General features: G+C 55.8%; 9 protein-coding genes, 1 tRNA gene and 1 pseudogene. 7 read left to right on the top strand and 4 right to left on the bottom strand.

Annotated elements, in window-relative coordinates:
• From ABX962_RS23295 to ABX962_RS23280, 4 genes and pseudogenes are all read left to right on the top strand, one after another.
• Window positions 1-540: DNA polymerase (locus tag ABX962_RS23295; protein WP_372722777.1), on the top strand; the 540-nt coding region annotated here is incomplete at its 5' end.
• A 144-nt stretch (window positions 541-684) separates the two neighbouring features.
• Complete coding sequence (locus tag ABX962_RS23290) at window positions 685-1,107, top strand: hypothetical protein (protein WP_372722775.1); 423 nt, start codon at window positions 685-687, stop codon at window positions 1,105-1,107.
• 112 nt (window positions 1,108-1,219) lie between these two features.
• Window positions 1,220-2,275, top strand: a pseudogene (locus tag ABX962_RS23285) (tyrosine-type recombinase/integrase); the annotation flags it as partial.
• Between the two features lie 103 nt (window positions 2,276-2,378).
• Window positions 2,379-2,504, top strand: coding sequence for a hypothetical protein (locus tag ABX962_RS23280; protein WP_372722773.1), 126 nt, complete (start codon window positions 2,379-2,381; stop codon window positions 2,502-2,504).
• 54 nt (window positions 2,505-2,558) lie between these two features.
• Here the strand turns inward: ABX962_RS23280 and ABX962_RS23275 are convergent.
• From ABX962_RS23275 to tatA, 3 genes are all read right to left on the bottom strand, one after another.
• A tRNA-Val gene (locus ABX962_RS23275) sits at window positions 2,559-2,632 on the bottom strand.
• A 237-nt stretch (window positions 2,633-2,869) separates the two neighbouring features.
• A complete protein-coding gene (locus ABX962_RS23270; protein WP_339946825.1) occupies window positions 2,870-3,139 on the bottom strand; it encodes a twin-arginine translocase TatA/TatE family subunit in 270 nt (89 codons plus the stop codon).
• 1 nt (window position 3,140) lies between these two features.
• A complete protein-coding gene (gene tatA, locus ABX962_RS23265) occupies window positions 3,141-3,368 on the bottom strand; it encodes a twin-arginine translocase TatA/TatE family subunit (protein ID WP_372722771.1) in 228 nt (75 codons plus the stop codon).
• A 276-nt stretch (window positions 3,369-3,644) separates the two neighbouring features.
• On the opposite strand from tatA, the gene ABX962_RS23260 reads away from it, so the two are divergent.
• Entirely contained in the window at window positions 3,645-4,619 is a 975-nt protein-coding gene (locus tag ABX962_RS23260; protein WP_372722769.1) for an AEC family transporter, read from the top strand.
• Window positions 4,620-5,246: 627 nt separating this feature from the next.
• Here ABX962_RS23260 and ABX962_RS23255 read toward each other — a convergent pair.
• Window positions 5,247-5,999, bottom strand: a complete 753-nt coding sequence (locus tag ABX962_RS23255) for a gamma-glutamyl-gamma-aminobutyrate hydrolase family protein (protein ID WP_339946828.1) — start codon at window positions 5,997-5,999, stop codon at window positions 5,247-5,249.
• A gap of 479 nt (window positions 6,000-6,478) precedes the next feature.
• Between ABX962_RS23255 and ABX962_RS23250 the strand changes: the two genes are divergently transcribed.
• Both ABX962_RS23250 and ABX962_RS23245 read left to right on the top strand, forming a co-directional pair.
• A complete protein-coding gene (locus ABX962_RS23250; protein WP_372722767.1) occupies window positions 6,479-7,585 on the top strand; it encodes a 3-oxoacyl-ACP synthase III in 1,107 nt (368 codons plus the stop codon).
• 77 nt (window positions 7,586-7,662) lie between these two features.
• Window positions 7,663-8,350, top strand: a 688-nt coding sequence (locus ABX962_RS23245; RefSeq protein WP_372722765.1) for an L-lactate permease, incomplete at its 3' end; no start/stop codon positions are given.

Here is an 8,350-nt window from a genome sequence, read left to right as displayed (position 1 = left end):
GCGACGCAATACGGGATGAGCGAACACGGTTTGGCCGCGAAGCTAAACAAGCCGGTAGCCTTTGCGAGAAACCTACTCCGGCGGCATCGGGAGACGTTCCCCGTGTTTTGGCGTTGGTCGCAATCCCAAGTTGATACGGCGATGCTTACAGGTCAGTTGCAAACCGTGTTCGGTTGGCCGATTCACACAATCGGGGGTGACAATCCGCGTTCCCTCGCAAACTTTCCGATGCAAGCGAACGGCGCGGAAATGTTGCGGCTGGCTTGCTCGATGGCGACGGAATCGGGCATCACGGTTTGCTGTCCTGTGCATGATGCAATTTTGATCGAATCGGACTCGGCACAAATTGACGAAGCGGTGGTGCAAACCCAATCGATCATGCGTGAAGCCGGCCGGATCGTGTTGGACGGTTTCGATTTGGAGTCGGACGCCAAAGTGGTTCGGGATCCGGAACGGTACATGGATGACGACCGAGGGCAGGAAATGTGGGACCGCGTGTTCCGGCTTGCTACTGAGGCGGATAACAAACATGGGACGTAGTGAGACGTTCAACGAAACGCTGTGTCCAAATTGGGGAACGCTGTGTCCTGTGATCGGCCCGTTATGTCCCACCCGTACCCCCATCTATTTAGTTTTCTTGTTAGGAATCTCATTAAGAATCTTCTTATTAAGTATGGAAACCCGATGAACTTGGAATCCTTCACCGCCGGCCCCAGTGACGTGGCGGCATTGTTCACCGTTCGTGGCGAGAGACGCGTTGATAAGTCCGGCAAGGGAAAGCCGGCGTCGGTCCCGTTGCCGAAACATGGCCCCGGTGAACGTTTCATTCGTGGTCCGATTCCACTGGCGTGGTTCAAACTGGCATCGGGGTGCGGAAGGCAAGCGGCCGCGGTTGCTGTGTTGCTTTGGTACGCGGCCGGCTACCAACGTCGAAACCCCGTGAAGTTGACACCGCAAGTCCTCGCGGAACTTTCGGTCCACCCGAAAACTGCAAGACGGATCTTGGGGGTAATGGCGGATCGTGGCTTGGTGTTGGTGGAAACGAAACGGGGGCGGTCCCCGATGGTGACAATCGTTTCACCCGAATCGGCCCCCGTTGCCGATTGAAAACTTGGTACACTCAAAATCGCAACGGCTAGTCCGACGGGGCGAAAACCGGGCATCATCACCCGGCCCGCCGTTGCTCTCTTACCTTTGATGACGTGAAGGATGAATCACGATGGCAAGTTTACGTTTTGAAGATGACCGCGGCCGGCAGGGGTGGCGTTTACAGTTTCGCGATGTTGAAAAGCGAAACCGGACGCTATGGCTCGGCAATGTCCCCGAGTGGAACGCTCAGCAAGTTAAGCAACACGTCGAACACTTGCTTGACCGCGTGAAGAAAGGGCAACCGCCGGAAATGGTGACGGCCGATTGGCTCAGCACTCTCGACAAGGACTTTCGTAACAAGTTGGCGAAATGCGGATTGTGTGAAGCTGTCGAGAAACGTGTCGCCCGAGTTTTGACGGTGGCCGCGTGGTTGGACGAGTATTTGGCGGAACGTACCGACATCAAGCCGGGGACGTTGAGCACGTATGAAAAGACGCGGGACAATCTGGTAACTCATTTTGGCCGCCGGCGTTTGCTTCGCGACATCACGCCCACGGATGCCAAGAAATGGCGAACGTGGTTGAAGTCCCACGGGAACCGCCGGGACAAAAAACAGGGGCGAACGTCGATGGCCGAAGATACCGTCCGCAGGCGAACGGGGATGGCGAAACAATTTTTTGACGAAGCGGTGGAACGCGGGATCATCGAATCGAATCCGTTCGACAAATTGCCGACCACCACCGGCGGCAATTCCGCGCGTCAATTCTTCGTGACCCACCAGGCGATTGAAAAGTGTATTGAGCAATGCCCCGATGTGGATTGGCGAACAATCATTGCACTGGCAAGGTACGGCGGTTTGCGTTGTCCGTCGGAATTACTGCGGTTGCGGTGGTGCGATGTGAACTTGGCAGAGGGTCGCATGGTGATCCATGCGAGTAAGACCGAGCACCATGCGGATGGTGGTGTCCGCGTGTGCCCCATATTTGTCGAGCTCCGCCCCTATTTGGAAGCTGCCGAAGCTGCGGCCCCCGATGGGACCGAGTATGTGATCAATCGGTATCGTTCGGCCGCACAGAATCTTCGGACGCAATTCGAGAAGATTATCAAGCGAGCTGGCTTGGTCCCGTGGCCCCGGTTGTTTCAAAACTTGCGGGCATCCCGCGAAACGGAATTGATGGCCCAGTATCCTTCCAAGGACGTGGCGAGCTGGCTTGGCAACACGGTTACGGTTGCGATGAAGCATTACGCGATGGAAACCGAGGCGGCATTCAAAGCGGCATCGGATCCCAATGCTAAACGGTCCGGATCGGCCCACCGCGAAGATTCCGCAAACGGCGGTTGCACTGGCGGTTGCATTCCGGGTCTATCTGGCGTTATTGGTGCAACCGCCGATGCAACCGCGGACGGTGTTTTAGCTGGCGATTCACGCGTTTTTATCGTCCAGGATAGCGCTGGACATTACTATCTGATGGGCGATACCGGATTCGAACCAGTGACCTATGCCGTGTGAAAGCATCGCTCTAACCAACTGAGCCAATCGCCCGCTTTTCTGTCGTCGTTTCGTTGGCCGAGAATCTCGCAGTCGTTCACAGAACTTGCGGTCGATTCCTTGGCGCCGACAGGTCACCAAGCCTAACCGGAGATGCGAATCGATTCCAGTGGGCCGACAGCAATATTTGCTTCCGATTCTTGGGCGTCTTCGCTGCGAATCCAATCCGAATGGCCGGAAGCTTGCTGATGGCATTGGCTTCCAGCCTGGGTCTTCTATCCAAGCGGTTTGTTAGGCCGGGGGTTTGAATTTGGGAGCCGATGGCTCTTCGGGTTCGTCCTCGGGTTCATCCAGCTTGGTTGATGCAGGTGTGTCCAGCGTCAACGCTCGCTTGGCTTCATATTCAGCCTCACGAAACTGTTGTTGGACATCGTTGAGAGTGCGTCGCACATCGCGGTAGCTGCTGCCAAATTTGCGGGCAACCTCGGGGAGATTGCCGCCAAACAACACGACTGCGATGACTCCGATCACCATCAACTCAAATGGTGATAAACCAAACATGTTACGCTTTCCCGCTTGGCGAGTGAGTCTCGTCCTCTTCTTCGTCCGTCGTTTCCGCCATACCACGTTTGAACTCGTTCGCACTGCGACCGAGGTTTCGCATCAAACTAGGCAATTTGGCTCCGCCGAAAAGAACCAGTGCAATCAACAGCACCACCATCAATTCGGGAAGTCCAGGGAAACCGAATGCCAGTACCATGCACTGCGTAAACATCGACATCATTAACATTTTTTGCTCCGCTACCGAGGCTCTTGAAGGAGAATCCTGACGCAAACTTCGGCGAAAGCGGGTAGGTCGATCGACACACAAGGGCGCCGAACACCTCCAGAACCGATGGTCGGGGATGGATGGGGGGCGAGCAACTTCGCTCGCATTGACCCCATTGTATTGTCCGGCCGCCGAGAGTCAAAGTCCCGTGGCCCAAAAATCAGTTTGCGGGTCTATTTGGGGTCGGATTTTGACGCCTTTCCTCGATCATGCCGCCCCCACGGGCGAGCCAACGCAATGCTTTCTGATTTATGGCCCATCATTTCAAGTGTTCTCGGCGTCTTTCTTGTCATCGGTATCGGCGCCCTGTGCCGCCAAACCGGTTGGTTGACGCGTGCGGCGGATCAGTCGCTTGCCAACCTGACCGCCAAAGTCCTGCTGCCCGCTCTGTTCGCCAACCGGATTTTGACGAGCGATCAAATGAGCCAGTTCGCGACCGCTTGGTTCCCGCCGGTCTTCGGCTTTGGCACCACCGCTCTGGGATTTCTAATTGGGTATTTGATCGCCCGTTATCTGGGGCACTGGATCGGTTTGGACAACGATTCCAAAAAACGAACGTTTGCACTTTGTGTCGGTATCTGTAATTACGGTTACATCCCACTACCGCTGGCGCAGCGGTTTTACCCCGACGCCGAAGTCGATCTGATTTTGCATAATGTCGGAGTCGACATGGCGCTTTGGAGTATTGGTATCGCAGTGATCGGGGGGGCCAGCGGAAGCGGGTGGCGGCGAGCCGTGCTGAGTGCTCCGGTTGTGACCGTCATCGTCGCCGGATTGATGCGGCGATTCGGTCTCGAACAATGGATTCCCAATTCCTGTATGAGTGCCATCGAGATGCTTGGTAATTGCGCGATCCCGATGGGGTTGCTGCTCAGCGGAGCGATCATCATCGACTACTTGAAAGAAACCACGTGGTCCGGATCCGCCCGCGTCGTGTGCTGGGCAATCGGAATTCGGCAAGGCCTGCTGCCACTACTGCTGCTGGCCATCGCCACCGTCATCGCGAGTCTTTCAAATCAGATGACGTTGGACATGAAGCAGGTCGTGATGCTCGAAGCCGCCATGCCTGCGGCGGTCTTCCCGATCGTGTTGGTGCGACTGTATGGACGCGATACGTCGACGGCATTGCGAGTGGTGCTGTCGACTTCGATCGCCGGCATCCTGCTGGTGCCGGTTTGGTTGGGAATCGGCAAGTGGTGGTTTGGCGTCTAAGCCACAGGCTGCCCGATAAGCCACAGGGTGCCCGATAAGCCACAGGGTGCCCAGTAAGCCACGGGGTGTCCGATAAGCCACGGGGCGTCTGATGCCGCTGCGGTTCTGTTTGCCCCTCGCTGCGGTTCTTGGCCGCGCATAAAAGAAGCCGGGCGTGCCTCAACTCGGTGCACGCCCGGCCTCATTGTTTAGTCAGCCGTGACTCTCCGTCTTAGTTTAATTTTCCAGCGAAACAACCGTAGCTTCCAAGCTTGATCCACCTGCCATCCTGGCTGGCGATTGCCATCTGTGCTTCTTGCATTCCAATCCTGGGACATCATGTCCTGTAAACGCGAATCCGTGCGTCGAGCGAAATGTTCGTTGCGGCAATGAAGTTCGTTTTCAATCTCCCTAATCACCCGTCCGTGCGTAGCTTTTCCTTGAATTGGGTTTCGATTCGACTCGCTGCAAGCTGCAGACTCCTTCCGCGATACCGACTTAAGTAGAATCGAAGACGACACTCTTTCCATTGATTCGCCAATCCTTGCGAACAAAGTGGAAAGCGATGTTGTCTATGATTGGCAGCTCGAACAGGTCGCCAATCACGCTTCCTCCTGAAGCGTGATCACGGGATTCGAGCGAATGGGACTAGGCCACCAGTCGAAGATCTTCTTGCATGACGCGATCACGCACGCCATCAATGAATTCTTCGAAGATGCGGATGTCAAGCGCCGATGCGGCACCACACTCGGGATGGAACTGAGTGCCCAAGGCAAACCAATCCATCATTTCGCTTTCGATTGCTTCGATCACGCCGTCGGGGCAACGAGCGGTGACACGGAAACCAGGAGCGACTTCGTCAATCGCCATGTGGTGACGGCTGCTAACACGGATTTCACCGTCGCCATAAACGCGGCCGACCAACGAGTCGCTTTCGACGTTCAACGTGTGGCGATGGTTAGGATCGTGAGGGTCATGATGAGGCACTGCGTTAGGCAGGTCCTCTTTGATGTTCAAGAACAGGTTTCCGCCCTGGTGAACATTCAACAATTGCATTCCAGTGCCAATTCCGAGCACAGGGACGCGTCGTTCGGCCAGCTCAGCAATGATCAAACGGTCGCTGGTTTCGCGAACGGGATCCAACGGGCGAACCGAAGGATGCAACATAAAGCCATCGTTGCGTGGATCCAAGTCGGCTCCGCCGATCATGATAAAGCCATGCAAATTTTCAATCGCGGTGTGAATCGATTCCGCGTCATCCATGGGCGGCAAAACAACTGGAATCCCTCCCGCTGCGATCACCGATTGAAAGTATCCTGCTGCAATGTAACTGTATGCGGGTACGTTACGAGCGGCAGCACGAAAGTCGGCATTCATGCCGATCAAGGGCTTACACGTCATCCGAAAGTTCCTCTTCGAAGATCGCGAGTGATAAAAAACGCGTTGCAAAAATCATTTCGCAACATGTGGCGACAGAAAACAATTCAGAGAAGAATTTTTGAATTCGAAAAGGAATGCTTGCGATGTCAGTGAGTGCCATCTTGGCTTTCATCCCATCGTGACGTTTGGACAAGTCCTAGTAACATGTTCCCCAAGAGGAGCGATGTTGTTCGGCGATCCCATCGTTGTTTTCCGCCGGAAGTGACACACGCCGTGTCACTTCTGGTGCGGCGAAACTTTATGCGGGTATGCGAACAATGCAAACCCTTTTTGCCAGCTAGGCAAAAAAGACCTTCGCTAGCACTACATGCGGTGCTAGCAAATGCCTCGTTTGCTAGCAACTAGCGGTTTTCCGCAACGATTTGAGATCCTGGTCAGCCGCGGTTTTGTTCGCTATAAATGCACCAACACCAATGCAGCCAACGACTTAGGACTTGAGCGTGAGATTTAGCAACGTTTCCCTTGATGCGATCGGTACCGAAATTCCCCAAGAGATTTGGACCAGTGACGACCTCGAACGGAAACTCGAGCCGCTCTATAGCCGCTTGAAACTTCCCGAAGGACGCTTGGCGTTGATGAGCGGGATTAACGAGCGGCGTGTCTGGCAAAGGGGAACGATGCCCAGCGAGCCGAGTGTTCGCAGTGCTCGCCGCGCGATGGAGGCGTCAGGGATCGCCCCCGAGCGGATCGGTTGCCTGATTCACGCCAGCGTGTGCCGTGACTTTCTAGAGCCCGCCACCGCGTCACGGGTTCACCATGAATTGGGGCTGCCGTCGAGCTGTTGGGTCTATGACGTTTCGAACGCCTGTCTAGGTGTGATGAACGGTGCCGTGCAAATCGCCGCGTTGATCGAAGCAGGGGTGATCGAAGCAGGCATTGTGGTGGGAACGGAAAACAGTCGCCCGCTGTTGGAACAGACCATTGCTCAGTTGAATGCCGATCAAACGCTGACTCGGCAAAGCGTGAAGCCCGCGTTTGCTTCGCTGACGATCGGCTCGGGCAGTTGTGCATGGTTATTGGCCCATCGTGATCTCGCGCGACCCGATGCCGCCAATGGCGATCGGCAGCCGACGCTACTGGACACCGCGATCGCAGAGGCTCGTACCGAGTTTCATGATCTGTGTCGCAGCGACCAGGACTCGGCCGGCGCGGGGATGACGCCGCTGATGGATACCGACTCGGAACGTTTGATGGCCGAAGGGATTGCAACGGGCGCTGCGGCGTTTGATCGTTTGTTAGAAGAATCGACATGGACGCGATCCAACATTTCGCGAACGGTATGTCATCAAGTCGGTTCGCGGCATCGCGTGGCGATGCTAGAAGCAATGGGACTTTCCCAGGACAACGACAGCATCACGTTTCCGTTCTTGGGCAACACGGGATCGGTCGCGCTGCCGTTGACGCTTGCCGCGGCCGCCAAGCGAGGTGATCTTTCCAGCGGAGACCAAGTTGCGATGTTGGGGATCGGCTCGGGGATCAACAGCGTTATGATTGCAGCAAAATGGGGCGATACGAAGGTCAGCGGCAACATTGATGCGATTCTGTAGGTTAACGTGGTGCCGATCGCAAACACCGACGTATTAGTGTTTGCACTCGAACCCTCGTTAGCACGGGACGCCCCATCGTGAGCGACGAAGTACTGGCGTTTTTGTCATTGCTGCCGATCATTGCCGTGGCTGTTTTCTTAGTCATGCTGCGTTGGCCAGCCAGTCGTGCGATGCCGCTGGCATACATCGTTGCCTGCGGGTTGTCGCTGTGGGTTTGGCAGGTTGATGCATGGCAAGTTGCAGCGGCGAGTGTGAAAGGGCTGATCATTGCTGCGGAGTTGTTGTATATCATCTTCGGCGCGATCTTATTACTCAATACGCTGCGTCAAAGCGGGGCGTTGCGAACAATCCGACGGTCGTTTCAGGACATCTCACCGGACCGCCGCATCCAAGTCATCATCATTGCATGGTTGTTTGGATCGTTTATCGAAGGAGCCGCCGGTTTTGGAACGCCCGCGGCTGTCGCGGTGCCACTGTTGGTCGGTCTCGGCTTTCCCGCGATGGCGGCAGTCGTCTCGGGCGTGGTGATTCAAAGCACTCCGGTTTCCTTTGGCGCCGTTGGCACGCCGATCCTGATTGGCGTCAGCAGCGGTTTAGCGGGGGAAGGGACGATCGATGGATTTGCACAAAGCCATGGATTTGCTGACGGAGGGACGCTGTTATCGCTGATCGGTTTGCGAGTGGCGATGCTGCATGCGATCGCTGGGGCGTTGATCCCGCTGTGGTTGGTGGGGTTGATGACGCGATTCTTTGGCGAAAATCGCT

It is taken from the genome of Novipirellula sp. (assembly GCF_041583735.1).
Taxonomy (GTDB): Bacteria; Planctomycetota; Planctomycetia; order Pirellulales; family Pirellulaceae; genus Novipirellula.
This window is presented reverse-complemented; position numbering and strand designations above follow the sequence as displayed.